We start from the raw sequence: 24,378 nt of genomic DNA, 5'->3' as shown, positions 1-24,378 counted from the left end.
CTTAACTGACGAACTGACAGCGGCTTAAAACATCGGGTCGGCAGCGTCGATACGGCACGCCGCCGTCTCGTCGACTCGCCGAATCGCCGAGGTCGCCCGGTATGGCGGCGACACCTGCGAGCACTGCACGGTAGGTGCCAACCGGCCGTAACGATGTGTCAGGCTGACGGGCCGTACCACAGAGTGTCAGAGCGCGAACCGGTCGTGGGCCGCCGGGCCGCGCGGCGTTACGACAGGTGCGCCGTGATGTCCGACGAGGAGACCATGCCGATGTAGTCGTCCTCGACGACCGGGAGGTGGTCGATGCGGAAGTTCTCCATCATCGCCGCCGTCTCGTTCAGGCTGAGTTCGGGCGGCACCGTCTCGACCGACTCGGTCATCACGTCGGCGACGTCGAGGTCGGCGGTGTCTTTCCCCTGTGCGACGGCGTCGAGGACGTCGGTACTCGTCACGATGGAGGGGGGCGCGGTCGTGACGAGCAGGGCCCCTATCTCTTTTTCCCGCATCGTCCCCGCGGCCTCCACGAGGGGGACGTCCGGTGCGACCGTCTCCAGCGGCGTCGTCATGATGTCGGCGACGACAGCGCGTTCGTTCTGTGCCATACTGCGTGGATGACGGGGGGCCTCGTGATGAAAGTTCGCCCCGGAACGGCGGTCGCGTCTCGGCGCGCAACGGGGGACGGACAGCCGACCCGAAACCGCCCTACTCCCGGACCGAGTCGAGGATGAGACGCTGCTCGACGCGCTTGGCCTCCCGCTGGGCGTCGTGGACCGCGTCGACGTTGACGCTGATAGAGGAGATGCCCGCCTCGACGAGTTCGCGTATCATCGCCGGCTTCGACGCGGCCTGCCCGCAGATGCTCGTCGCCACGTCGTACTCGCGGCAGGTCTCGATGGTGTCGGTCATGAGCCCGAGCACCGTCGGGTGGAGTTCGTCGTACCGGCCCGCGACGGCCTCGTTGTTCCGGTCGACGGCCAGCGTGTACTGCGTGAGGTCGTTGGTCCCGAACGAGACGAAGTCGGGGTCGGTCTCACAGATGGGGGCGGCGGAGAGCGCGCTCGCGGGCGTCTCTATCATCACGCCCCACGGGCGCTTGTCGGGGTCGATACCGGCCCGCTCCATCGCCGCCTTCGCCGCCAGGACGTCCTCTGCGTCGGCCACGAGCGGGAACATCAGTTCGAGGTTGTCGTACCCCATCCCGTAGAGCTGTGCCAGCGCCCGGAGCTGGAGGTCGAACGCGTCGGTGTCGTCGAGCGACCGCCGGATGCCGCGATACCCCAGCATGGGGTTGTGTTCGGCGGGTTCGTCCTCGCCGCCCTGGAGCTGTCGGAACTCGTCGCTCGGGGCGTCGAGCGTGCGCACGCGGACCGGGCGGGGGTAGAACTCGTCGGCGACGCTCCGAATCGCGTCCGAGAGCGTGTTGACGAACGCGTCCTCGCCGTGCTGGTCGACGTAGTGGGCGGGCGTCTCGCCGGTCGAGAGCACCATGTGCTCCATCCGGAGCAACCCGACGCCGTCGGCGCCGGTGGCGGCGGCCCGCTCGGCCGCTTCGGGGATGGAGACGTTGACCTTCACGTCCGTCGCCGTCATCCGGTTGGGTGCCGGCCGGTTGGTCGAGGTCGCCGCCTCGCTCGCGGTCGCCTCGCCGTCGGCGTCGGGCGTGTGGGTCCCGTCGGTGACGACGCCGCGGTCCCCGTCGACGGTGACGCGCTGGTCGTCGGTCAGCGTCCCCGTCGCGGTCTCACAGCCGATGACGGCCGGGACGCCCAGTTCGCGCGAGACGATGGCCGCGTGGCTCGTCATCCCGCCCTCGTCGGTCACCAGCGCGTCGGCGCGCTTCATCGCCGGCACCATGTCGGGCGTGGTCATCTCGGCGACGATGACGTCCCCGTCGGTCACCTTGTCGAGTTGGTCCAGCGAGCCGACCACCCGGACGGCCCCGGTCCCAGTGCCGGGGCTCGCACCCAGCCCGTCGACGAGCGTCCCGTCGCTCCCGGCGTCCGACGTTTCGTCGGTGCCGTCGTCGTCCTCGTCGATGGTCGTGATGGGGCGGGACTGGAGCAGGTAGACGTCGCCGTCGTCGATGGCCCACTCGACGTCCTGGGGCTGACCGTAGTGGTCCTCGACGAGTTCGCCCAGCGTCCGGAGGTCGGACAGCTCCTCGTCTGAGAGCACCCGTTCGTCGCGCTTGCCCTCCGGGACCGGTCGCTCGACGGTCTCGCCGGTCTCCTCGTCGCGGACGCACATCGTCTTCTTCGTCGAGACGGTGACGTCGTCGACGGCGTCGGCGTCCCGGTCGTAGGTGTAGTGGTCCGGCGAGACGGCTCCGGAGACGACGGCCTCGCCCAGCCCCCAGGCGGCCTCGACGGTCATCTCGGCCGCACCGGTCGACGGATGGCTGGTAAAGAGGACGCCGGACTTCTCGGCGTCGACCATCTCCTGGACGACCACGGCGATGTCGACCGCTTCGTGGTCGAAGCCCTGCTCGTCGCGGTAGTAGATAGCCCGCTGGGTGAACAGCGACGCCCAGCACCGCTTGATGCGGTCGAGGACGTCCTCCCGGGTGACGTTGAGGAACGTCTCCTGCTGGCCGGCGAAGGAGGCGTCGGGGAGGTCTTCGGCCGTCGCCGAGGAGCGGACCGCGACGGTTGGGTCCTCGCCGAGGTCGTCGAACGCCGCGAGGATGGACTCGCGCGTGTCCTCGGGCCACTCGGCGTCCATGACGAGTTCGCTCGCCCGCTGTTCGGCGGTCGCCAGCGCCCGGGAGTCCTCCGGGTCGACGTCGACGGCCTCGAACAGTTCCGCTGCGATGCCCGCCCCGGTGATGAACTGTCGGTACGTGTCCGCGGTGACGGTGAAGCCGGACGGGATGGGCAGTCCGTGCGACGAGAGTTCGCCCAGTGACGCGGCCTTGCCACCGACGGTGTCGACGTCCGTGGCGCTCACCGAACTGAGCCATGCGACGGTCATGGGCGACGGTTCGCCGATGCCGATAATGAATATTTGGCCTGTGTTTCGTCGATAGCGGGGCTGTGCCGACCACTTCAAAACATACCCCATCTGATATGTCGAGAGATACACCAGTCGTTTAATACCGTGACCTCGCTACCACCGCACGATGACACAGCCACAGTCAGCCGTCAGGCTCCCGGTTCGGACGCGACAGCGGGCCGACTCGCGGTCGCCGGCCGCCGGCGGAGAGCGCACCGACCGACCGAGCGACCGGTTCGCCGGTGGTGAGCGAGCGATATGCTAGGCGTCAGCGTCAACGGCTTCGGTACCATCGGGAAGCGCGTGGCCGACGCCGTCTCGGCCCAGCCCGACATGACGGTCGTCGGCGTCAGCAAGCGGTCGCCGAACCACGAGGCCCGCTCCGCGGCCGAGGCCGGCTACGACCTGTACGCCGCCGACCCGGACCGCGTCGGGGAGTTCGGCGAGAGAGATATCCCGGTCGCCGGTTCGGTCGGCCACATGCTCGCGGCGAGCGACGTCGTCGTCGACGCGACGCCGGCCGGGGTCGGAGAGAGCTACCGCGAACAGTACGCGGACCACGACGTCGCCGTCGTCTATCAGGGCGGCGAGGACGCGTCGGTGGCCCCGAACAGCTTCTGCGCACGGGCGAACTACGACCTGTCGGTCGACGAGACGGCCACGCGCGTCGTCTCCTGTAACACGACCGGCCTCGCCCGCGCGGTGACGCCCCTCGACGAGGCCTACGGCGTCGAGTCGGTGGACGCGACGCTCATCCGGCGGGGCGGCGACCCGACACAGACGGACCGCGGGCCCATCAACGACATCGTCCCCGACCCCGTCGAGGTACCCTCACACCACGCGCCCGACCTCCGGACTATCCTGCCGGGGATAGACGTGACGACGACGGGCGTGACGGTGCCGGCGACGCTGATGCACCTCCACAGCGTCACGGTCTCGCTCGACGCCGACCCGGCCGCGAGCGAGGTCCGGGAGCGGTTCGAGGCCGAGCCCCGACTCCAGCTTATCACGACGGCCTCCGGGTGTGACAGCTGTGCCGACATCCAGGAGTACGCACGCGACATCGGCCGACCGCGGGGCGACGTCTGGGAGAACTGCATCTGGGCCGACTCGCTCGACGTCAGCGACGGGCGCCTGACCTTCTTCCAGGCGATTCACCAGCAGGCCGACGTGGTCCCGGAGAGCGTCGACGCCGTCCGCGCGCTCGCCGGTACCGCGGCCGCCGGCGAGAGCCGGGACCGGACGGACGAGGCCCTCGGCGTCGGGATGTGAGCGGACCGGTCGGCGGGCGGTAGCCGTCGCCGTCCGTCTGCCACGGCGACCGGCAGAACGCGAGAGAGTGCGTGGTGGGCCAGAGGACCACGGCATGGCAGACAGGACCCGACAGCAGTACACACGAACACGTACCTGGAACGCGGGTCCGGACAGAGCTACACCGGAATGACGGATAAAATCACGTCCGGAGAACCGAGTCCATTTAAGTCAAACGTCTGATGGGAGTGGTCGTCGCGGTCGCCGGGCGGCGGCCACGCCTTAAACCCGCGGACAGTTCGACGCGACCTTTTAACCGAATCGAGGCACGAGTTGTTAGCAGAATGGAACATTCTGCACACTCGTCGAGCGGTCGAGCGGCCCCGAGCACCTCGCAGTCCTCGGAGTGTCCGATGTGTGGTGCTGGGGTGAAAGAACAGTCCGGCATCAGCGTCTGTGACGACTGTGACTGGTACCAGCGATTCCCGGCCGACTGACGGGGTCAATCAGTGCGCTTTCGCTCCTGTGTCGGGTGGTCGGTGACGTAGACTTGCGTGTTGTCCGGGACGTTCTCGGTGACCCAGGAGTTGGCGCCGATGCTGACGTGGTCGCCGACGGTGATGGCGCCCAGCACCTTCGTCCCGGCGCCGATGACGACGTGGTCGCCGATGTCCGGGTGTCGCTTGTACCCCTTCTTGAGCGCGTGTTCGTCGCCCTCGTCCTCCTCGAAGTGTAAGGCACCGAGCGTCACGTCCTGGTAGATGCGGACCCAGTCGCCGACGGTCGCCGTCTCGCCGACGACGACGCCGGTCCCGTGGTCGACGAAGAAGTGCTCGCCGATTTCGGCCCCGGGGTGGATGTCGATGCCGGTCTGGGTCTTGGCGTACTCCGTCAACTCACGCGCGTACTCGCCCGCGTCGGCCTCGTAGAGCGCGTGGGCGACCCGCTGGACCATCACCGCCAGGAAGCCGGGGTACGAGCGGATTATCTCCATGTAGGTCCTGGCGGCCGGGTCGCCCTTGTAGGCCGCCTCGGCGTCCTTTTTCAACATGTCCCGAATCGCCGGCAACTGGTCGATGATGTCGGCGACCGTCTCCGAGGGAGCGCCGTCGGCGTATGGTCGCATCCCCGCGTAGAACAGCCCGCCGAGGTCGTCGAGCCGGTCGAGCACCGCGAGTTCGTCCCGGACCAGTTCGGTGGCGTTCCAGCAGGTCGGAAAGAACAGCCGTTTGAGGATATCGACCTCCTCGCGTCTGTGCTCCCGGCGCGGGAACTCCATCGAGGCCTGTGTCGGAAACGGCGCCTCGTCGGCCCCGTACGAGTCGAACAGCCGCCGATGTGCGTCGCCCGTGTAGTTGTACTCCATACCGGACCTACCGGCCGAACGCTCTTATTTTGGCCGCCCGAACCGACGCCAGCGCCCCTGTCGGTCCGTTCGGGGAGTAACTATTTCACCGTGCGAGACCTTCGCATAGACATGCACGGAGAGTGTTACTTCTGTCACGGAGTCGTCGTCGACGGCGAGGCGGGCGACATCGTCCTCGACAGACACGCGGACCACGACGTCTTCATGCACCAGCAGTGCGCGGAGGGACACAACGTCTTCGAGGAGTCATCTGGACCGTCGAGTGAAGCGGCGATTCTCTGTCCGCGGTGTGGCGAGGTGGAGGTGTTGGCCCCGACTAGATAAGCTCCACGGGGACGCCCGACTGCCGGCTCGCCGCCTCGACGGTGTTGTACATGAGCATCGCGATAGTGAGCGGGCCGACGCCGCCGGGCACGGGGGTTATGGCGCTCGCCCGCTCCTTCGCGCTCTCGAAGTCCACGTCGCCGACGAGTTCGTACCCCTTCTCCGTGTCCGCGTCCACGCGGTTGACGCCCACGTCGATGACGGTTGCGCCCTCGGCTATCATGTCGCCGTCTATCATCTCGGGGACGCCCGCGGCGGCGACGAGGATGTCCGCACTACGGGTCTTCTCGGCGAGGTCGTCGGTGCGGGAGTGACAGACCGTCGTCGTCGCGTTCCCGCCCGGCGCCTTCTGGATGAGCAGGTTCGCCATCGGCTTGCCGACGATGTCCGACCGGCCGACGATGACCGCGTCTTTCCCCTCCGTCTCGATGCCCTCGGCGGCCAGAATCTTCTGGACGCCGTGGGGCGTACAGGGTTTGTAGCGGGCGTTCCCGGCGACGAGACGGCCGACGTTCTCCGGGTGGAAGCCGTCGACGTCCTTCTCGGGGGCGATGCGTTCGAGGACGGTCCGTTTGTCCACGTGGTCCGGGACCGGCATCTGGACGAGGATGCCGTGGACCGACGGGTCGTCGTTCAACTCGTCGATGCGGTCGTAGAGCGTCTCGGCCGGTTCCTCGGGGTCGATTTCGATGTGGGACCCCTCGATACCGAGTTCCTCGCAGGCCCGCTGTTTCATCGAGACGTACGTCTCGCTGGCGCCGTCCTCGCTCATCAGCACCGTCGCCAGCCCCGGCTGTACACCCTCCTCGGTCAGCGTCTCGACCGAGTCCTTCACGTCCGCTCTGATGTCGTCCGCTATCTCGTTGCCGTCGATTATCCGTGTCATTGGTTACGTTCGCTCCCAGTGGCGCAGCGACCCGCCGGCGGCGTGACTACCGCCGGCGGGCCCCGCTGGCCGCGCCGCGGGACGCGTTCGTCTGCATCTCAGGTGGGCGCGTGTTAGGTACCGGCGCGGAATAACCAACCCCTTGAAGTCACGGTCGGCGTTCGTTTCGGTCACGCGAGTGTTTGTGTGCAAACCGACACCGTCCGGCGGCGTGTGGTACGGCTACGCAAGATTTTTACCGACCTCAGTGGTCTATTCACACAATCACTGCGGGGACCGCTCGGTCCCCGCGGAGGACCAACTACGAATGAGCGAGCCAGCAGTCGTCACCGAGCGAGCAGCGTTCGTCGAGACCGCGCGGTCGGCCCCCAGCGGCGCCCGCGTCCCGGTCGAAGTCCGCGTCACCGTCTCGGACCCGTTCGAGGCGTACCGTCGCGCCCGCGACGGGGCCGACGACGGGGTCTACCTCGAGACCACCGGCGGCCAGTCCGGCTGGGGCTACTTCGCCGTCGACCCGGTCGAACGCGTCCAGGTGGGGCCGGAAGCGACAGCACGGGGAGCCGGCAGTCCGAGCATCGACGCCATCGACGGCCTCCTGGAGCGCGAACGACTCGTCCGGGGCGACTGTGAGGTGCCCTATCCCTGTGGCGCGTTCGGCTGGCTCTCCTACGACATCGCACGCGAACTCGAAGCCCTCCCCGAGACGACCCGCTCGGACGGGCTGCCTCGGCTCCAACTGGGCGTCTTCGACCGCGTGGCCGCCTGGGAGGAGCCCCACGACGGCACGGTCGAACTGCGCGTCACGGCCTGTCCGGTCGTCGAGGGGGCGCCGTCGGCCGCCTACGACGAGGGGCTCGACCGGGCGACCGACCTCGCGGAGGCGGCGCTGCGGGGCGACCCCGGCGTCCGGTCCGGGCCCACCGCGAACGCGCAGGCGACCTTCGAGAGCGAGTGCGGCGAAGCGGAGTACGCCGACCGCGTCCAGCAGATAAAGCGGTACGTCCGCGACGGCGACACGTTCCAGGCGAACGTCTCCCACCGCCTGGTCGCGCCCGCCTCGGTCCACCCCGTCGAGGCGTTCGCCGCGCTCCGGCGGGTCAACCCCGCACCGTACTCGGCGCTCGTAGAGTTCCCCGGCGTCGACCTCGTCAGCGCCAGCCCCGAACTCCTGCTCGACGTCGACGGCGACCGCCTGGTGACCGAACCCATCGCCGGCACGCGCCCGCGGGGCGAGACGGTCGAGACAGACCGGGAACTGGAACGGGACCTCACCACCGACGAGAAAGAGCGGGCCGAACACGCGATGCTCGTCGACCTCGAACGCAACGACCTCGGGAAGGTAAGCGAGTACGGGACTGTCGAGGTCAGCGAGTACCGCCGCGTCGACCGCTACTCGGAGGTGATGCATCTGGTCTCGCTGGTCGAGGGTCGGCGCCGCGAGGGGACGAGCGTCGCCGACGCCGTCGCGGCCGTCTTCCCCGGCGGCACCGTCACGGGCGCGCCAAAGCCCCGGACGATGGAGATTATCGACGAGGTCGAACAGACGCGTCGTGGCCCCTACACCGGCTCTATCGGCGTCTTCGGCTTCGACGAGCGCGCGACGCTGAACATGACCATCCGGACGCTGGTCCGCCACGAGGGCGAGTACCGGCTCCGGGTCGGCGGCGGCGTCGTCCACGACTCCGAGCCGGCCCCCGAGTACCAGGAGACGCTGGACAAGGCCCGGGCGCTCGTCACGGCCGTCGACGAGGCGCTGGGCGAGCAGGGCTCGCTCGCCGTCGAGCGCGCCGAGGAGGGGATCCGATGATACTCATCGTCGACAACTACGACTCCTTTGCCTACAACCTCGTCCAGTACGTCGGCGAGGTCCTCACGCGCCATGGGGCTGCCGAGGACGACGTGGTCGTCCGGCGCAACGACGCCGTCGACGTCGCCGGTATCCGCGAGCTGGACCCGGACGGCATCGTCGTCTCGCCCGGTCCCGGGACGCCCGCCGATGCGGGCGTCTCCATCGACGTCTTCGCCGAGACCGACTACCCCGCGCTGGGGGTCTGTCTCGGCCACCAGGCGCTCTGTGCCGCCAACGGCTCGCCGGTCGGCCACGCGCCCGACGTGGTCCACGGGAAGCCCTCGGCGGTCCGTCACGCGGGGACAGCGCTGTACGACGGCGTCGACGACCCCTTCGAGGTGGGCCGCTACCACTCCCTGGCCGTCGAGCGCGCCGACCTGCCGGCCGAACTGGAGGAGACGGCCCACACCACCGACGAGCAGGGCGTCGTCATGGGCGTCCGCCACGTCGACCGCCCCCACTTCGGCGTGCAGTTTCACCCCGAGAGTATCCTCACCGATGCCGGAATGCGTATCGTCGAGAACTTCTGTACCGAAGTCGCGGGTGCGTGACGACACAGCGTCGTTTGGTTTCAGCTAGTGCTTGTGACGTTGTACATCGGAAACGAGGGACGGGGTTCGGGTAGCAGTGACCGTTACGTAGAGCCAGAAAGCCCCGGCCGGCTACGGGTGGGACTGAAAGGGGCCGACCGCTCGGGGAAGCACGACGACGCAAGCACCGCAGGCCGAAGGCCGAGGAGCACAGCGAGGCGCGCGACCCGAGCGGTCGGGGGCTTTCTGGCTGTTCACAGTCCAAGTATGTGCGCTCCGTTATCCGAGTTCAAACACCATTTCTTCTCATTCCTCTTCAGGCGGGTCGATGTCGTGGTGGGCCTGCACCGTCGGCAGGCGCTCTCCAACCCGGGCGAGCAGCGACGTGTGGCCCCGCTCCTCGCGCAGCCACGAGCGGGTCAGCCCGGCGATGCCGACGAGGAAGATGACCGCGAATGGGCCGCCGGTCAGCACCGCGAGCGCCTGGAGCGTCTCCGCGCCGCCGACGAGCAACACGGCCACGGCGACGGTCCCCTGGAAGCCGCCCCAGAAGACGACGCTGCCGGTCGTGGGGGCCAGCCCGCGTTTCGTCGCGAGGATGGCGACGACGAGCGTCGAGGTGTCCGCCGAGGTGGTCATGAACACGACGATGAGCGCGAGAAAGAGGAAGACGAGCAACTGGCTCAGCGGGAGCGCGGCGAGCAGGGGAAAGCCGGCGACGGCTTCGGACCCGCCGCGGGCGGCGATAGCGCCCAGCACGTCCGCCGTCCCCTGTTGCTGGACGAACAGCGTGGTGCCGCCCAGCAGGAGGAACCAGACGGCCGTGGCCGCCGCCGTGGCGACGACGGTGGTAAAGACGACGGTCCGGACCCGCCGACCACGGGAGAGCGCGGCGACGAACAGCCCGGCGAAGGGGGCCCACGAGAACCACCACGACCAGTTCCACACGGTCCACGAAGCGACCCACTCTCCGCCGGTGTAGAGGCTCAGCGGGAGGAAGTGGACGACGTATCGGCCAAGCGCCGTCGCCCCCTGGTCGGCGACGTACGAGCGAGGGCCCAGCGCGACCAGCAGGAGAGCGAACAGGCCAAAGAGGACGACGTTCAGCCCGGCGATACGGCGGATGCCGCGGTGGATGCCAGTCGCGCTGGAGAGGACGAAGATACAGGTCAGGCCGCCGACGAACACGGCCGGGCCCGCGGCGCCGACCGCCACGTCCCACTTGAATCCGACGCCGGCGAGGAACTGCTCGCTGACGAGCGCGACGGAGGTGGCGATACCGCCGATGGTGGCGAAGACGGCGAGCGTGTCGACCAGTCGCCCCCACACCGACTCCAGACCCTCGACGCCCAGGAACGGCGTCAGGAGCGTGGACACGCGAAGCGGTGCCCCGCGTCGGTGGACGAAGTACGCGATGGGGACGCCGATGGCGGCGTAGGCGCTCCAGGCGGAGACGCCCCAGTGGAACAGCGAGTAGACGAGCGCGTCGGCGGCGGCCGCGGCCGAGCGCGGTTCGGCGCCGAAGTAGGGCGGCGGCGTCCGGTAGTGAAACAGCGCCTCGGCCGGGCCCCAGAACACCAGCCCCGCGGCGATGCCCGCGGTGAACACGAGCGTGAAGTACGTCGGATAGGTGTAGGTCGGCTCCGACTCCGGGCCGCCGAGTTTGATGTCGCCCCAGGGGCCGACGAGCAGGACGACACAGAACCCCACGGCGACGAGCATCGCGACGAGGAAGAAGGGGCCGCCGACCCGGAGGATGGTCCCCGAGACGGCGGTGACGGCGTCCGACGTCGCCGCCGGGAACGCGGCCTGTAACATGACGAACCCGGCGAACACCGTCACCGGGGCGCCCATCGTCAGCGGGTCCTGGTTGCGCGCGAACTCGCGGAGCGTCGTCGTCACGCTCGCCCGTCTGACCCGGAGGAGATAGCCCGCGGAGCCGCCCCCCTCCTCGCCGTCCCGGTAGGGCAACACCGCGAGATACCCCAGCCCGGAGCCGAAAAACACCAGCGAGACGGCGACCCACCCCTGGCCGGTCACCGCCTCGCCGACGAAATCCCGGAAGAAAAAGCCCACGAAGACGATAGCGCCCGACGCGGCGGCGACCGGGACCAGCAGCTTCGCCACCAGCGCTTCGATGCCACTTCCCTTCGACGTGGGCATACTGTGTGATACGGTAGCGTGTACGTATAGTAGTGTCGCGGCGGCTACTCCTCGCTGCCCGCGTCGTCGAGGTCCGACAGCGTCGCGTCGGGCGCGGCGCCGTCGAGCACCGACCGGCCAAGCAGGGTGCCGCCGATGCTGCGGGGGTTGACCACCTCGTCGGCGCCCACGGCGTGGAACTTATCGACGTGTTTGGCCTCGGTGGCCGCGGCGGCGACCCGCACGTCGGGGTCGATGGCCCTGACCGCGAGGACGGCCAGCACGTCGCGGGCGTCGTCGTCGCTCCCGACGACGACCCCCTGTGCGGTCCCGACGCGGGCGTCTCGCAGGACCGCCTCGTCCGTCGGGTCGCCCGTCAGGACGTTCAGGCCCGCGTCGTCGAGCGCCGAGGCGGCCTCGGCGTCGTCGGTCACGACGATGAGTTCCGTCTCGTCGTCCAGTTCCTCCAGCAGCGAGTCGGTCGTGTCTCCGTGGCCGAGGACCACGACGTGGTCCTCTAAGAGCGTGAGGTCTGATGCAGTCATGATTCCGAAGGCAGTCGCCATCCGCGATTCGATGACCGGCCCGACCAGCGCCCCGACGGCGACGGTGAACGCGCCGGTTCCAAAGAGTATGATGGAGAGGGCGAACCAGCGGGCCCGCGCCGTCGTCGGCGTGAAATCGCCGTAGCCGACGGTGGCGATGGTGACGATGACGAAGTACACCGCGTCGCTCCAACTCAGCGGGTCGCCCGTGAACTCGCTGCGGAGCGCGTACGCGCCGACGGTCCCGTAGAGCCCGACGCCGCCGATGGCCGACAGCGAGGCGATTTGCAGCGGCGAGAGGTCCACCGACTGGTCGAACTGCGCCCGGTTGCGGACCAGCAGGGGGTAGGTGACGAGGAGTCCGAACAACAGCGGGGCGTCGGTCGTCTGGAGCGTCGTCAGCGGGAGCACCGCGAGCGCGGGCAACAACAGGAGCGCCGCCCGATAGGCTATCTCCTTGCGCTGCTGGAGCCCGACGGTCACGAGCCCCAGGGCAAAGGCGAACAGGACGCCGCCGAACTGGACGGCGCCGGGGGGCAGGGACAGGAACGCGGCCAGCGGACCGTCCATCGGAGGCGCCGACTGGCTCAGGTGCGACAGGCCGGTCAGAAAGGAGAGGATGGTCACCGCGCCGACGAGCAGCACCGTCGACTTCCCGCCGGTGAAGGCCGACCACTCCACGAACGGGATGCGGTCGGCCGGGTAGAAGACCTCCTCCAGGGCCGGTTCCGTCGGTTCGTCCGATGCGTCAACCACTACCACGGACTTGGCCGACCGGGGTGAAAAAAGCTCGCAGCATTCGGCGCTGTCGTGAGACTCAACAGGGAGTCCGTCGTAGGGAGCGACGATGCACCAACTCAGCGCAGTACCGCCACGTGAACCACGGGCCGGACCGACGCGGAACCGCTCGCCGACGGGGGGTCGACGGTGAACAACGAGGCCGTCCTCTTCGGCCTGGGGACGATGATAGCCTGGGGGTTCTGGATAGTCCTGGGCGACGTGGCCTCGAACAGCATGGACCCGAAGACGGCGGCCTTCGTCTCCTACGCCACCGCGGCCGTCGTGGCGGGCGTGTTCGTGCTCCTCACGGACGCGTCGCTCGCGGTCAACAGCCGCGGGATAGCCTTCGCGGCCGTCGCCGGCGTCGCCGCCGCTATCGGCGTCATCTCCACCTTCGTCGGCGTCACCGTCGGCAAGACGGCCGTCGTCTCGACCATCGGCGGGATGTACTTCGTGACGGCCACGGTCATAAGCACCGTCGCCTACGGCCAGTCGCTCTCGATGAACAAGGTGGCCGGCATCGGACTGGCCGTCGCCGCTATCGTCGTCATCAACCAGTAGCGCGACGGTCCCACGTCATATCAGATTTCTAATTGTTTGTGCGTGATGGGCGCGCCGGACCGGGATTTATCCCGGCGCCCGGAGAACGCCCGACCGTGAAACGCACCATCAGCACCGACGAGGCGCCGGCGGCGGTCGGGGCGTACAGTCAGGCGACGACGAACGGGAGCCTCCTCATCACGGCCGGCCAGTTGCCGCTGACCACCGACGGTGACCTGCTCGACGACGAATCGGTCGCGGACCAGACCCGCCAGTGTATGCGCAACGTCGAGGCCATCCTCGAAGCCGAGGGCTGCTCGCTCGACGACCTGCTCAAGACCACAGTCTTCCTCGACGACATCGACGACTTCGACGAGTTCAACGAGGCCTACAGTGAGTTCTTCGACGAGGACCCGCCGGCCCGCAGCGCCGTCGGTGCCGGCGCCGTCCCGAAGGGCGCGGCCGTCGAGATAGAGGCCATCGCGACGACGGAGTGACGGCGTCGACGGCGTGAGGCTTCGACGGCAATAGCTGGCACAGCACGCCGGTTTTCACGGCGCTACGGCTGTTACCTCTTGACAGCGGGACAGAACGACCGCTAGCCACAGTCGGAGTGGCGCCGCGGACGCCCCGGAAAGTCAGGGGCCCACTGGCGGTCACAGCGCGGTACCGAACGGCCGCTCGGCGGGAAACACCGCGCCGGTCAGAACAGGCCGGTGATGTCGCCCTCGCCGTCGATGTCCATGTCGGCTGCCGCCGGGCGGGCGGGCAGGCCGGGCATGGTCAGCGCGTCCGCGGTCAGCGCGACGATGAAGCCGGCGCCGGCAGAGGGGTACACCTCGCTTATCTCCAGTTCCCAACCCTCCGGCGCGCCCTTCTTGCTCGCGTCGTCGCTGAACGAGTGGAAGGTCTTGGACATACAGACCGGCACGTCACCGAAGCCGAGGTCCTCCATGCGCTCGATGTCGTCCAAGGCGCCGCCGGTGAACTTGACGCCGTCGGCGCCGTATATCTCGGTCGCGACGGTCTCGATTTTGTCCGTGATGGGCGCCTCCTCGTCGTAGAGGTACTGGAACTCGTCCTCGTCGCTCTCGTCGACGGCGTCGATGACGTGTTCGCCCAGCGCCTCGCCGCCCTCGCTGCCGTCCTCGAACACCTCGGACTCGGCGACCCGCACGCCGAGGTCCTCCTGACAGTGGTCGAGCACCGCCTGGACCTCCGCCTCGGTGTCGTCCGGGAAGCGGTTCAGCGCGACTACGACCGGGACCCCGAACTGCTGGAGGTTCCGGACGTGGCGGTCGAGATTCTCGAAGCCGGCCTCGACCGCGTCGACGCCGGACTCGTCTATCTCGTCGAAGTCGACCGGCCACTGGTCCAGCCCGTGGTACTGCAGCGCCCGGACCGAGGAGACCAGCACGACGGCGTTGGGCGTCATGTCGCCCAGCCGGCAGACGATGTTCATGAACTTCTCGGCCCCGAGGTCCGAGCCGAACCCGGCCTCGGTGACGAGGTAGTCGCCCATGCCGAAGGCGGCCTTGTCGGCGATGAGCGAGTTCGTGCCGTGGGCGATGTTCGCGAACGGGCCGCCGTGGACGAAGGCGGGCGTCCCCTCGATGGTCTGGACGATGTTGGGCTTCAGCGCGTCACGGAGCAGCATCGTCGCGGGCCCCGTGGCCTCGATGTCGTCGACGGTGATGGGCTCGCCGTCGGTGTTGTAGGCCACGATGATGCGGCCGACCCGCTCCTTGAGGTCGGCGAGGTCCTCGGCGAGACAGAGGACGGCCATCAGTTCGGAGGCGGCGGTGAGCTTGAACCCGCCCTCTCGCGGCGTCCCGCCGGACTCCCCGCCGAGACCGACGACCGTCTGTCGGAGCGCGCGGTCGTTCATGTCCATCGCGCGCTTCCAGGCGACGTCGTTGACGTTGATGTCGAGGTCGTTGCCCTGCGAGAGGCGCGCGTCGAGCATCGCCGCGATGAGGTTGTGCGCCGACGTGAGCGCGTGGATGTCGCCCGTGAAGTGGAGGTTGATGTCCTCCATCGGGAGGACCTGCGAGCGGCCGCCGCCGGCCGCGCCGCCCTTGACGCCGAACACCGGCCCCAGCGACGGCTCGCGGATGGCTATCATCGCGTCCTCGCCGAGGTGGTTGAGCGTCTGACCCAGCCCCACCGTCGTCACGGTCTTGCCCTCGCCCTTCGGCGTCGGCGTCATCCCGGTCACCAGGACGAGGTTCCCCTCCTTGTCCTCGGCCTTGTCCCGCATACGCTCGATGGCGTGGTGTTTTACCTTCGCGGTGTACTCCCCGTGGTACTGGAGGTCGTCGAGCCCCAGCCCCCACGGCTCGACCAGCTCCCATATCGGTTCCATGTCGGTCGACTGCGCGATATCGTAGTCCGTCGGAATCGGCTCTTGGTTCTCGTCAGATGAGGCCATCTCGTCCGGACGTTTCCGAGGGCTCCCAAAGAAAGTTCGTGAAGGTGACACCTATCGGATACGATAAGTTCTGGTTGCCACCGTCGCCGTGCCTTCGCTCGTCCTGACAGTTCGACAGAACGTCGTGGGACCCTCACTCCGACCGGAGGTAGTCGACGACGGCTCCGGGCTCGGCGTCGAGGCCACCGCCCTGTGCGAGGGTCGGCTGGCCGCCGCCACCGCCACCGAACTCGTCGGTGACGTCACCGATAACGTCGTTCGCGTCGGTCTCGCCGTCGGTCGCGACGACGACGAACGTCGCCCCGTCGCGGCCGGCCAGCACGACCACGTCGGCGTCCGTCTCGCGGTCGGCGAGGCGGTCCGAGACGGTGTTGGGCCCGACGCCGTCGACGGTGCCGACCACCCACTCCTCGCCGTTCCGGGCGACGGCGTCCGCCGCGAGACTGTCGACACGGGCGTCCAGCAACTCCTCCCGGCACTCGGTCAGCGCCGCCTTCAGTTCCGCGTTCTCCGACACCACGCCCGCGGCCCGCTCCGGCAGCCCCTCGACGCTCGTATCGAGGGTCTCGGCCGCGCGAGTCGCGGCGCGGGTCTTCGCGACCTGTCGCTCGATGGCCGTCGGCCCGACGGCGTACTCGACCCGGACCAGGTCCGCGCCGGGGTTCGAGACGTCGAGCACCTCGATGGGCCCGATTTCGCTGGTACGGGCGACGTGCGTGCCCCCGCAGGCCGAGATGTCCCAGCCGTCTATCTCGACGATGCGGACCGTCTCCGTCGGGTGAGCGTCGTCCCGGAGGTTGAACACGATATCGGCGTCGGCCCGGGCCTCGTCGGCGTCCGACTCCGTCCACTCGACGGCGCGGTCGTCCCAGACGGCCTCGTTGGCGAGGCGCTGGACGTCGAGCGCGTCGACGTCGTCCGCGTCGCCCTCGACCACGAAGTCGAGGCGGACGCTGTCCTCGCCGATGTCGAACCCCCCGTAGCCGTCCGGGTCGAACAGCCGCCGGCCCGCGCCGTAGACGACGTGACTGGCCGTATGCGCTCGCATGCTGTACGTGCGGAACGCGTCGTCGACCTCGCCCGCGACGGTCTCGCCCGCCTCGAAACCGGGCGCCTCGGCGAGCGTGTGGACGGTCACGCCGTCGCGTTTCTGGACGTCGACCACCTCGTGGCCGCCGACGGTCCCGCGGTCGGCGGGCTGCCCGCCACCCTCGGCGTAGAAGTACGTCTCCGCGAGCGTCACGTCCCGGCCGTCGACGGCGCGGACCGTCGCCTCGAAGCTTCTCACGTACGGTTCCCCGGCAGCGTGGTTCGTCGGCGCGTCGGGCATGTCCCCGGGGTGGCGTCGGACTCCAATAAACCCCGCGCCGGCGGCGGTGGCGATAGCTTAATCAGGCGCGCGCCGGGGATATGTGGTATGCAGTACCACGAAGCCGCCGACTACCTGGAGTCCCTACAGCGGCGCCGGCCCAAACTGGGGACCGAGACGACGGCGCGGATGCTGTCCCACCTCGGGGACCCGCAGGCGGGCGTCGACTGCGTCCAGGTGGCGGGGTCGAACGGGAAAGGCAGCACGTCCCGGCTGCTGGCACAGGTCCTCCGTGCCGCCGGCCTCGACGTGGGCGTGTTCACCTCGCCGGGGCTCAACGGGTTTCGGGAACAGGTGCAGGTCAACGGCGTCTCCGTCCCGAAAGCCCGGGTAATCGACTTCGTCGAGCGCATCGACCCCTGTCTCGACCGCCTCGCGGCCGAGGACGACATGCCGACCCACTTCGAGGTCGTGACGGCCATGGCCGTCGACCACTTCGGGCGCGAGGACGTCGACGTCGCCGTCCTGGAGGTCGGTATCGGCGGCCGATACGACGCGACCAGCGCCGTCTCCCCCGTGGCGAGCGCCGTCACCAGCGTCTCGCTGGAACACACCGAACTGCTTGGCGACACCGTCGCGGAGATAGCCCGCGACAAGGCCCAGGTCGCACCGGAAGACGCCCCGCTGGTCACCGCCGCCACCGGCGACGCTCTGGACGCCATCCGGACGGAGACGGACGTAGTGACCGTCGGCCCGGCCGACGCCGACGTGGTCGCCGTCGAGAACGGGATGCGCTGTGCCATCGAGAGCGAGGTGTCGCTCACCGGCCCCGACTGGGCCCTGGAGACGAACCTCCAGTTGCTGGGCCAGCACCAGGCCGAGAACGCCGGCGTCGCCGCGACGCTGGCCCGACAGGTCGCCGGCGTCGACACGCGGGATATCGCGGCGGGGCTCCGGCAGGCGACGCTCCCGGGCCGGTTCGAGATACTCGACAGCGACCCGACGGCGGTGCTGGACGGCTCGCACAACCCCGGCGCGATGGCGACGCTGGCCGACGTGCTCGACCGCTTCGACTACGGCGACCTCCGTGTGGTGTTCGGCGCGATGGCCGATAAGGACCACGCGGCGATGGCCGAGGCGCTGCCGCCGGTCGACACCGCCTATCTCGCCAGACCGGGGCTCGACCGCGCGGCGGACCTCGACACGCTCGCGGCCGCCTTCGAGGGGAACGCGGCCGAGGTGAGCCGCGTCCCCTCGGTCCCCGAAGCGACGGAGCGCGCGCTCGCGGACGCCGACGCGGACGACTTCGTACTCGTCACCGGGTCGCTGTACGCCGTCGCCGAGGCCCGCGACCGCTGGACGCGGCTGGTCGTGCCCAAAGCCGGCGGCCACGCCGCGAGCGAGCGGGACGCGCTCGACGTGGAGTCGTTCCCCGACGCGGCCGGCGCCGACATCGACCACCACGTCCTGCAGGCGTTCCTCCGCCCGGACCAGGCCGAGCGGGTCGCCCGACGGTTCGAGGCCGCGGGTGGCGACTGTCACCGCTCGGCGGCCGACGCGCCCGGGAAGTTCGTCGCGACGGTGCTCTCCGGGACCGCACACCAGCTCGCCGCGCTGGCCGACGCCCTCGAAGCGGACGGCCACGGGCTCTCACACGTCGCCGGCCGGATTCGGCGAACCATCGACGGCCCGCCCGACCCCCTCGACACCGACGGTCCGGCCGTGATGGGGATTCTGAACGTCACGCCCGACAGTTTCCACGACGGCGGCGAGCACGACGACTTCGCGGCCGCCGTCGCCCGCGCCGAAGAGATGGTCGCGGCGGGCGCGGACGTCATCGACGTGGGCGGCGAGAGCACGCGACCGGGCGCCGACCCCGTCTCCGTCGCCGAGGAAATCGACCGCGTCGTCCCCGTCGTCGAGGCGCTCGCGGACCTCGACGTGCCCGTCTCCGTCGACACGCGCAAGGCCGCCGTCGCCGACGCGGCGCTGTCGGCGGGCGCCGACATCGTCAACGACGTCTCGGGCCTGTCGGACCCCGAGATGCGCTTCGTCGTCGCCGACCACGACGCCGCGCTCGTGCTCATGCACAGCCTCTCGGCCCCGGTCGACCCGGACCGCACGCGGACGTACGACGACGTGGTCGACGACGTGCTCCGGGAGCTCTCCGAGCAGGTGTTGCTCGCCCAGCGGGCCGGTATCGAGCGCGAGCAGATACTCGTCGACCCGGGCTGTGGCTTCGGGAAAGACGCCGACGAGTCGTTCGAACTGGTCGACCGCCTCCCCGAGTTCGAGGCGCTGGGCTGTGGGACGATGGTCGGGCACTCCCGGAAGTCGATGTTCGCGGACGTGACCGGGCCGAGCGGCGACCGCCTCCCGCCGACGCTTGCGGTCACGGCCATGGCGGCCGAACGGGGCGCCGACGTGGTCCGGGTCCACGACGTCGCCGAGAACGACGCGGTCGTACAGAGCGTCGACGCGACCCGGTGACCGTCGGCGCACACTACTTTCACGCTGGCGGCGCAACTGCCCGTATGTACGCGTTCCAGTGGCTCCAGTTCGGCGGACTCACGGAGGCGTTCTCACAGGTCGTCGTCGGCGCCGGAGCGGTCGTCCTGTTGCTCATGCTCGTCGCGCTCGGCAGCTTCGCCTACAAGAGCTACAACGGCGGCGTCGAGTGGCCCGACGAGCGACCGGAGGAGGACGGCGTCAGCGAGGGCGAGGACGACGACGAGTGGAAGTTCTACTGACGGACCGCAGCGACCGCCTCGTCGGCCGTCGTCTCGGCGGCCTCGGTGCGGGCCCGCACGTTGCGCTCGAACGATTCGTCGTCTAACAGGTCGAGGTTGGCCCGGACGATGGACGCCGCCGACGTGACCGCGGCCCGCGCGAGCATCGCGCCCACGACCGCGTCGGCCTGCGCGTTCGCCGTCCCGTCCTCGGCGACGACGACGGCCCGATGGGCCACGACCTGTGCCGCCTCGGCGATTCGCAGCGGTATCTCCGTCGCCGTCCGGAGGGCGGCCTGCTCGTGGCCGTCGTAGCGCCGCTCTTCGAAGGCGGTCTGGACCTCGTCTACCGCCGCCCCGTCCTCGTCGGCCAGCGCCAGCAGCAGGTCGCGGCGGTCCCTGATAGCCGCTTGTGCGTCGGCGAGGCGCTCCGTCCGCTCCGACTCGCTCGTGTGGAGACAGACCATCTCACAGAGCGACGCGGCCATCGCGCCGGTGACGGCGGTGACGGCGCCGGCGCTCGGGGCGACCTGTGCGGAGGCTACCCCGGAGAGGAACCCGTCGACGGACCGCTCGGCGTACGTCACGGTCGGTCCCCCGCGGCCGCTCGGTTCCGGTCTGGACGGCTCGTCGGCCGGCGGTCGGCACTGAACCCTGTCATGGGCGACCGTACCGGGCGGTCGGAGTTAAGCGATTCCCCTCGCACCGCTACGCCGCCCGGGCCCCGTAGCGCGTCTCGCGGAAGTAGATGACGAGGCTCGCACCCAGGAAGCAGAAGCCGGCGGCCTGGAGGTTCCCGACGGTCATCGCCACGAGCGCGGTGCCGATGAGCGCGACCGCCAGGACGGCCAGCGCCGTCGGAAGCAGTTCGACCATCCGTTCGTCCCCACAATCGCTCCCCTCCCCCAATAGTCTGTGCATCGGGCCTACCCGTCGTAGGAGTGCTCGTACTCCCAGTGGTACCGGCACTGCTCGCAGGTGGCCCACTGCGGGATATCGAACTGCTCGGGGTGGCGCCGGCCCTGCGCCATGGGACTCCGGCAGACCGGACAGGTCATCGACAGCAGTTCGAGGTCGCCGAAGGCCTCGGGGTCGTACTCGGCGACACAGCGCGGACAGTCGATGTCGTCGTGGGCGTTGTGCTGGAATATCTCGCTCCCACAGCGGTCACACGCCACCGTCGCCGGCGGTCGCCTGGCCCACCCGGTGTCGCCCTCGTAGGTCGTCGTCGCCGTGTCCACGCTCGACAGGCGGAACTTGTTGGGGCCCTCGCCCCGCCGGAGCGGCGCCACGACCTTCTCGCCGACCCACTTGAGTTTCGCGACGAGACGTCCGAGCCGGCCAGTCACGTCCCGTAGTACGTGCCATATCTGTATAAATTGCCCGCGGACGACCCCGGTAGCGGGGCGCTGGACCGGCGATACCTTTTCCACGCGTCCGGCGGAAAGCCAGCCATGACAGTCACTGTCGTCCGCCAGGCGGCCACGGCGCTCGCGGGCCCCGGCGGGACAGCGGCACAGCAAATCGACGTGACGACCCTCGGTTCCCTCCCCGGTCCGGTGAAAGCCGTCGGGTCGTTCCTGCTCGTGGTTCTCTTTGGCGGGCTGGCGCTTCGCCGCGCTGAGCCGCGGGTGCACCGCTCGCTGGACGACCTCGTCGACCGACCGTACAGCGCCGTCCCCTACGGCCTGCTCGCGTACGTCCTCGCGCTCGTCGTGGGGCTGTACGGCCTCAATCAGCTGGCCCGACTCGGCGTGGCGAACACGCTGCTTGGCCGGCTCGTGACGCTCTTGCTCGTCGGGGTCGTCGTCTCGCTGACCGCCTTCGGCTTCCTCGTCGTCGGGACGCTGCTGACTGGCGTGCAGGGTCAGCGGCGCCCGAGCTACGGGCTGGTCGTCGGCGCCGTGCTCAGCGCCGTCGGGTGGCTGGTGCTGCCGACCGCCGGCGGGCTGGCCGTCTGGGTACTCGTCGCGGCATTCGGCCTCGGCGGGGCGGTCCGGCGCTGGTTCCACGCCGAACGCACGGTCGAGACCGAGCGGGCCGGCTAGTCGGTGCGAGAAATCGGAGAACACTGACGGGACGCTGTCCGCAGAGTCCGGTCAGTCGGTGCTGCTCGCGGAGTCGTCGCGCTCGCTGACGTCGGTCACCATCTCGCCGCTCCCTGTGACCACGTCGACGTCGTCCCGCTCCGAGAGGTCCGCGATGGTCTCGGCGAACTCCTCGGACTCCAGTATCTGGTACTCGTTGTTGAGCCCCAGATAGACGGTGTAACACATCAGTGTGAGGATGACCGCGAACGGCAACCCGGTCGTGATGGCCGCCGTCTGCAGGGCCGTCAGGCCGCCACCGATGAGGAGGATGGAGGCGACGGCGCCCTCGGTGAGCGCCCAGAAGATGCGCTGGGTCTTGGGCACGTCGTGCTTGCCGCCCGAGGTCAGGTGGTCGACGACCAGCGACCCCGAGTCCGAGGACGTGACGAAGAAGGTGATGACCAGCAGCGTCGCCAGCAGCCCCGAGACGACGCCCAGCGGGTACTGGTTCAGCGTGATGAACATCCCCAGCGTCTCGAAGGCGCCGTAGCCGAGTTCGGTGTACTGCTGCTGGACCGCGCCCCCGCCCAGTGCGCTGTTCAGCGCGCTGCCGCCGAAGGTCGACAGCCAGAGCGTCGAGAACAGCGCCGGGAGGAAGAGGACGCCCATGACGAACTCCCGGACGGACCGCCCCTTCGAGATGCGTGCGATGAACATCCCGACGAACGGCGACCACGCGATCCACCAGCCCCAGTAGAACACCGTCCACGCTGTCGGCGTGCCGTTCTCGGCCGCGCCGAGCGTGCCGGTGAAGAAGCTGAGGCCGAGCATGTTCTGGAAGTACGCGCCGATGCCCTCGACCCACGCGCTCAGGATGAACACGGTCGGGCCCACGACGAGGAGGAACCCGAGCAGCGCGAACATCAGGTAGAGGTTGACGGTGCTCAGGCGCTTGACGCCGCCGTCGAGCCCCGCCGCGACCGACGCGGTCGCGATGAGGGTGATGCCGACGATGAGCAGCACCTGTGGCCCCGTTCCAGTCGGGATGTTCGCGATGCCCAGCATCCCCTCACCGAAGACGTAGCTGAGCCCGCTGTTGACCTGTGCGACGCCCAGTCCGAGCGAGGTCGACAGCCCGAACAGGGTCGCAAACACCGTCACGAGGTCGATAATGTGGCCCGGCCAGCCGTAGATGCGCTCGCCCAGCAGGGGCCAGAATATCGACCGGAACGTGAGCGGGAGCCCGCGGTTGAACGAGAAGAAGGCCAGGCCGAGGCCGACGAGGCCGTAGACGGCCCACGGGTGGAAACCCCAGTGGAAGAACGTCTGTGCCATGGCGGCCGCCGCCGCGCCCCCGGTGCCGGCCTCGGCACCGAAGAAACTCGGCGGGGTGTTGAAGTAGAACATCGGCTCAGTGACGCTGAAGAACATGAGCCCGATACCCATGCCGGCGCTGAACAGCATCGCCATCCAGGAGAAGTCACTGAACTCCTTCTCGGCCTCGACGCCACCTATCTTTATCTTCCCGTATTTGCTGAACGCGAAGAACAGCAAGACGACGATGAAGACGTTCACCGCCAGCAGGTAGAACCAGCCGAAGGTGCTGCCGATGGTGTTGAACAGCCACGTGTACGCCTCCGACGCCGTGTCGCCGAGCAGGATGGTGACTGCGATGAACAGTGCGATAATCGCCAGTGCGACCGGGAACACGACGGGGTGGACGTCGAACCCGTACTTCTGCCAGTTCGTGTCCCCCGGCTCTCTGTCGGACTCCGGATGGAACAGCTCCACCTGGAGCCCGTCCGACATCTCGCCGGCGGTATCATCACTTCCTGACATACGTTACTCCTAGTCGGTAGCGCGCTGTGTGTCCGCGTCGTATCATTGTCGTTCTCTGCTCCGCGAGCGGTTCGTCCCCCGCCGACACGGCGAGTGTGAGCGAACCCGTTTTCGTTCGTCGCGCTGTACCCCCGCGTGACGAGCCTCCCCGTCAGTGCGCCTGGTCAGTGGTACGCCTCTCCTGCGTGCTATACAACCTCACACGCAGTTTCTGATTAGACTACAATAAAGTTTACTCGGAATCCGAGGCTGTTGCGGGACAACTCGCAGCCCTCGCCCGATTTCGCCGAACCAATCATTCTATTGATAGTTCGTGTTTCGGTGGTTGCCCCGTCTCTCGGCCGGGTTCACACGTCCTCTAGCTCCATTCGCTTCGTGATGACCGGGACCTTCGAGGAGCGGACGACCCGGTCGGTCGTCCCGCCGAGTAAGTTCCCCAGTTTGCCGCGATAGGCCGACCCCATCACGACGACGTCCATCCCCTCCTCGTCGGCGAAGTCGACGATTTCGTCGCTCGGTGACCCGGTTCGCATGTGGTGTTCGAACTCGACGCCGTGGTCGGCCGCGAGCTCGGCCAGCGCGGCCAGCTCCCGTTCGCCGTGCTCCCGGTACTCCGCACGGAGGTCTTCTTCGTCGTCCCGCAGCGCCATCGCCCGTGGTGCACCGGGGAGGTCGATGACGTAGAGCCCGTGGACCGTCGAGCCCAGTTCGGCCGCGAGTTCGAGTCCGTGCGTTGCTCCTTTCGTCGACTCTTTGCTCCCGTCGTAGGGAATCAGCATATGCTCGTACATTGTGAGCGATACACACAGATTTCCACGACTGACGGCATATAATTT

24 protein-coding genes are annotated in these 24,378 nt (G+C 68.8%); 11 read left to right on the top strand and 13 right to left on the bottom strand.

What is annotated here, in order from left to right; genetic code table 11:
* Positions 1 to 227 precede the first annotated feature (227 nt).
* Positions 228 to 602 carry a CBS domain-containing protein gene (locus NDI86_RS01285; RefSeq protein ID WP_310898580.1) on the bottom strand — a complete coding sequence of 125 codons (375 nt, stop codon included), beginning with the start codon at positions 600 to 602 and terminating at the stop codon, positions 228 to 230.
* 100 nt (positions 603 to 702) lie between these two features.
* Positions 703 to 2,970 (bottom strand): phosphoenolpyruvate synthase, encoded by a 2,268-nt coding sequence (ppsA, locus tag NDI86_RS01280; RefSeq protein WP_310898579.1) that lies wholly within the window; start codon positions 2,968 to 2,970, stop codon positions 703 to 705.
* Between the two features lie 148 nt (positions 2,971 to 3,118).
* Here ppsA and NDI86_RS01275 point away from each other — a divergent pair, with 148 nt between their 5' ends.
* The 3 genes from NDI86_RS01275 (at position 3,119) to NDI86_RS01265 (ending at position 4,739) form a co-directional block, all read left to right on the top strand.
* On the top strand, positions 3,119 to 3,256 hold the full coding sequence (locus NDI86_RS01275; RefSeq protein WP_310898578.1) for a hypothetical protein: 138 nt from the start codon (positions 3,119 to 3,121) through the stop codon (positions 3,254 to 3,256).
* Positions 3,250 to 4,263 carry a type II glyceraldehyde-3-phosphate dehydrogenase gene (locus NDI86_RS01270; RefSeq protein ID WP_310898577.1) on the top strand — a complete coding sequence of 338 codons (1,014 nt, stop codon included), beginning with the start codon at positions 3,250 to 3,252 and terminating at the stop codon, positions 4,261 to 4,263. Before NDI86_RS01275 ends, NDI86_RS01270 begins: the two co-directional genes overlap by 7 nt.
* Positions 4,264 to 4,586: 323 nt before the next feature.
* Positions 4,587 to 4,739 (top strand): hypothetical protein, encoded by a 153-nt coding sequence (locus tag NDI86_RS01265; protein ID WP_310898576.1) that lies wholly within the window; start codon positions 4,587 to 4,589, stop codon positions 4,737 to 4,739.
* Between the two features lie 5 nt (positions 4,740 to 4,744).
* Here the strand turns inward: NDI86_RS01265 and epsC are convergent, their stop codons facing one another.
* A complete protein-coding gene (epsC, locus tag NDI86_RS01260) occupies positions 4,745 to 5,608 on the bottom strand; it encodes a serine O-acetyltransferase EpsC (protein ID WP_310898575.1) in 864 nt (287 codons plus the stop codon).
* Positions 5,609 to 5,719: 111 nt separating this feature from the next.
* Between epsC and NDI86_RS01255 the strand changes: the two genes are divergently transcribed.
* Positions 5,720 to 5,932, top strand: a complete 213-nt coding sequence (locus NDI86_RS01255; RefSeq protein WP_310898574.1) for a hypothetical protein — start codon at positions 5,720 to 5,722, stop codon at positions 5,930 to 5,932.
* Here NDI86_RS01255 and NDI86_RS01250 read toward each other — a convergent pair.
* Positions 5,925 to 6,818, bottom strand: coding sequence for a bifunctional methylenetetrahydrofolate dehydrogenase/methenyltetrahydrofolate cyclohydrolase (locus NDI86_RS01250; protein WP_310898573.1), 894 nt, complete (start codon positions 6,816 to 6,818; stop codon positions 5,925 to 5,927). The two genes, NDI86_RS01255 and NDI86_RS01250, sit on opposite strands and share 8 nt — an antisense overlap.
* A 307-nt stretch (positions 6,819 to 7,125) precedes the next feature.
* Here NDI86_RS01250 and NDI86_RS01245 point away from each other — a divergent pair, with 307 nt between their 5' ends.
* On the top strand, positions 7,126 to 8,625 hold the full coding sequence (locus tag NDI86_RS01245; protein ID WP_310898572.1) for an anthranilate synthase component I family protein: 1,500 nt from the start codon (positions 7,126 to 7,128) through the stop codon (positions 8,623 to 8,625).
* On the top strand, positions 8,622 to 9,218 hold the full coding sequence (locus NDI86_RS01240) for an anthranilate synthase component II (RefSeq protein WP_310898571.1): 597 nt from the start codon (positions 8,622 to 8,624) through the stop codon (positions 9,216 to 9,218). The genes NDI86_RS01245 and NDI86_RS01240 overlap by 4 nt, the downstream gene beginning before the upstream one ends.
* 285 nt (positions 9,219 to 9,503) lie before the next feature.
* On the opposite strand, the gene NDI86_RS01235 is transcribed toward NDI86_RS01240, so the two are convergent.
* Positions 9,504 to 11,360 (bottom strand): BCCT family transporter, encoded by a 1,857-nt coding sequence (locus NDI86_RS01235; protein WP_310898570.1) that lies wholly within the window; start codon positions 11,358 to 11,360, stop codon positions 9,504 to 9,506.
* Between the two features lie 44 nt (positions 11,361 to 11,404).
* A complete protein-coding gene (locus NDI86_RS01230) occupies positions 11,405 to 12,640 on the bottom strand; it encodes an NAD-binding protein (protein ID WP_310898569.1) in 1,236 nt (411 codons plus the stop codon).
* Between the two features lie 171 nt (positions 12,641 to 12,811).
* Between NDI86_RS01230 and NDI86_RS01225 the strand changes: the two genes are divergently transcribed.
* Together NDI86_RS01225 and NDI86_RS01220 are read left to right on the top strand one after the other, a co-directional pair.
* The gene (locus NDI86_RS01225; RefSeq protein ID WP_310898568.1) at positions 12,812 to 13,225 is read left to right on the top strand and encodes an EamA family transporter; all 414 of its coding nucleotides are present in this window, start codon (positions 12,812 to 12,814) and stop codon (positions 13,223 to 13,225) included.
* Between the two features lie 95 nt (positions 13,226 to 13,320).
* A complete protein-coding gene (locus NDI86_RS01220; protein ID WP_310898567.1) occupies positions 13,321 to 13,701 on the top strand; it encodes a Rid family detoxifying hydrolase in 381 nt (126 codons plus the stop codon).
* Positions 13,702 to 13,907: 206 nt separating this feature from the next.
* Here the strand turns inward: NDI86_RS01220 and NDI86_RS01215 are convergent, their stop codons facing one another.
* Both NDI86_RS01215 and NDI86_RS01210 read right to left on the bottom strand, forming a co-directional pair.
* Complete coding sequence (locus NDI86_RS01215) at positions 13,908 to 15,635, bottom strand: formate--tetrahydrofolate ligase (RefSeq protein ID WP_310898566.1); 1,728 nt, start codon at positions 15,633 to 15,635, stop codon at positions 13,908 to 13,910.
* Positions 15,636 to 15,768: 133 nt separating this feature from the next.
* Positions 15,769 to 16,965, bottom strand: coding sequence for an alanyl-tRNA editing protein (locus NDI86_RS01210; RefSeq protein ID WP_310898565.1), 1,197 nt, complete (start codon positions 16,963 to 16,965; stop codon positions 15,769 to 15,771).
* Between the two features lie 87 nt (positions 16,966 to 17,052).
* On the opposite strand from NDI86_RS01210, the gene folP reads away from it, so the two are divergent.
* Together folP and NDI86_RS01200 are read left to right on the top strand one after the other, a co-directional pair.
* Positions 17,053 to 19,434 carry a dihydropteroate synthase gene (gene folP / locus NDI86_RS01205; RefSeq protein ID WP_310898564.1) on the top strand — a complete coding sequence of 794 codons (2,382 nt, stop codon included), beginning with the start codon at positions 17,053 to 17,055 and terminating at the stop codon, positions 19,432 to 19,434.
* A 44-nt stretch (positions 19,435 to 19,478) separates the two neighbouring features.
* Positions 19,479 to 19,694, top strand: coding sequence for a hypothetical protein (locus NDI86_RS01200; RefSeq protein ID WP_310898563.1), 216 nt, complete (start codon positions 19,479 to 19,481; stop codon positions 19,692 to 19,694).
* Here the strand turns inward: NDI86_RS01200 and NDI86_RS01195 are convergent.
* The 3 genes from NDI86_RS01195 to NDI86_RS01185 form a co-directional block, all read right to left on the bottom strand.
* Positions 19,688 to 20,260, bottom strand: coding sequence for a cyclodeaminase/cyclohydrolase family protein (locus NDI86_RS01195; protein WP_310898562.1), 573 nt, complete (start codon positions 20,258 to 20,260; stop codon positions 19,688 to 19,690). The two genes, NDI86_RS01200 and NDI86_RS01195, sit on opposite strands and share 7 nt — an antisense overlap.
* Before the next feature lie 121 nt (positions 20,261 to 20,381).
* Positions 20,382 to 20,594 (bottom strand): hypothetical protein, encoded by a 213-nt coding sequence (locus tag NDI86_RS01190; protein ID WP_310898561.1) that lies wholly within the window; start codon positions 20,592 to 20,594, stop codon positions 20,382 to 20,384.
* A gap of 5 nt (positions 20,595 to 20,599) precedes the next feature.
* A complete protein-coding gene (locus tag NDI86_RS01185) occupies positions 20,600 to 21,022 on the bottom strand; it encodes a TFIIB-type zinc ribbon-containing protein (protein WP_310898560.1) in 423 nt (140 codons plus the stop codon).
* A gap of 105 nt (positions 21,023 to 21,127) precedes the next feature.
* On the opposite strand from NDI86_RS01185, the gene NDI86_RS01180 reads away from it, so the two are divergent.
* Entirely contained in the window at positions 21,128 to 21,721 is a 594-nt protein-coding gene (locus tag NDI86_RS01180; protein WP_310898559.1) for a hypothetical protein, read from the top strand.
* A gap of 51 nt (positions 21,722 to 21,772) precedes the next feature.
* Here the strand turns inward: NDI86_RS01180 and NDI86_RS01175 are convergent, their stop codons facing one another.
* Entirely contained in the window at positions 21,773 to 23,542 is a 1,770-nt protein-coding gene (locus tag NDI86_RS01175; RefSeq protein WP_310898558.1) for a BCCT family transporter, read from the bottom strand.
* A 347-nt stretch (positions 23,543 to 23,889) separates the two neighbouring features.
* Entirely contained in the window at positions 23,890 to 24,333 is a 444-nt protein-coding gene (locus NDI86_RS01170; RefSeq protein ID WP_310898557.1) for a universal stress protein, read from the bottom strand.
* Positions 24,334 to 24,378: the final 45 nt, after the last annotated feature.

It is taken from the genome of Haloarcula onubensis, from assembly GCF_031624605.1.
In the GTDB taxonomy this organism is placed as follows: domain Archaea; phylum Halobacteriota; class Halobacteria; order Halobacteriales; family Haloarculaceae; genus Haloarcula; species Haloarcula onubensis.
This window is presented reverse-complemented; position numbering and strand designations above follow the sequence as displayed.